Consider the following 848-nt stretch of genomic DNA (forward strand, 5'->3'; position numbering starts at 1 on the left):
AATATCCGCAGCTTCGGTGACTGGCTTAGCCCCGTTACATCTTCCGCGCAGGACGACTCGATCAGTGAGCTATTACGCTTTCTTTAAATGATGGCTGCTTCTAAGCCAACATCCTGACTGTTTTAGCCTTCCCACTTCGTTTTCCACTTAGCCAATCTTTGGGACCTTAGCTGGCGGTCTGGGTTGTTTCCCTCTTGACGCCGGACGTTAGCACCCGACGTCTGTCTCCCAAGCTCGCACTCATCGGTATTCGGAGTTTGCAATGGTTTGGTAATTCGCAATGAACCCCTAGCCATAACAGTGCTCTACCCCCGATGGTGATACTTGAGGCACTACCTAAATAGTTTTCGGAGAGAACCAGCTATTTCCAAGTTTGTTTAGCCTTTCACCCCTACCCACAGCTCATCCCCTAATTTTTCAACATTAGTGGGTTCGGACCTCCAGGGCGTGTTACCGCACCTTCATCCTGGCCATGAGTAGATCACTTGGTTTCGGGTCTACACCCAGCGACTGTCGCCCTATTCGGACTCGATTTCTCTACGGCTTCCCTATACGGTTAACCTTGCCACTGAATGTAAGTCGCTGACCCATTATACAAAAGGTACGCAGTCACGGAACAAGTCCGCTCCTACTGTTTGTATGCACACGGTTTCAGGATCTATTTCACTCCCCTCCCGGGGTTCTTTTCGCCTTTCCCTCACGGTACTGGTTCACTATCGGTCGATTACGAGTATTTAGCCTTGGAGGATGGTCCCCCCATATTCAGACAGGATTTCTCGTGTCCCGCCCTACTTGTCGCACGCTTAGTTCCACACATCGCATTTCGAATACCGGGCTATCACCGTCTA

At 50.5% G+C, this 848-nt stretch carries 1 rRNA gene; it reads right to left on the reverse strand.

Annotated elements, in window-relative coordinates:
• Positions 1–848: ribosomal RNA gene (locus ACP7D4_RS28130) — 23S ribosomal RNA — on the reverse strand; the annotation flags it as partial.

Source organism: Massilia sp. TWP1-3-3 (assembly GCF_049897805.1).
Taxonomy (GTDB): Bacteria; Pseudomonadota; Gammaproteobacteria; order Burkholderiales; family Burkholderiaceae_D; genus Telluria_A.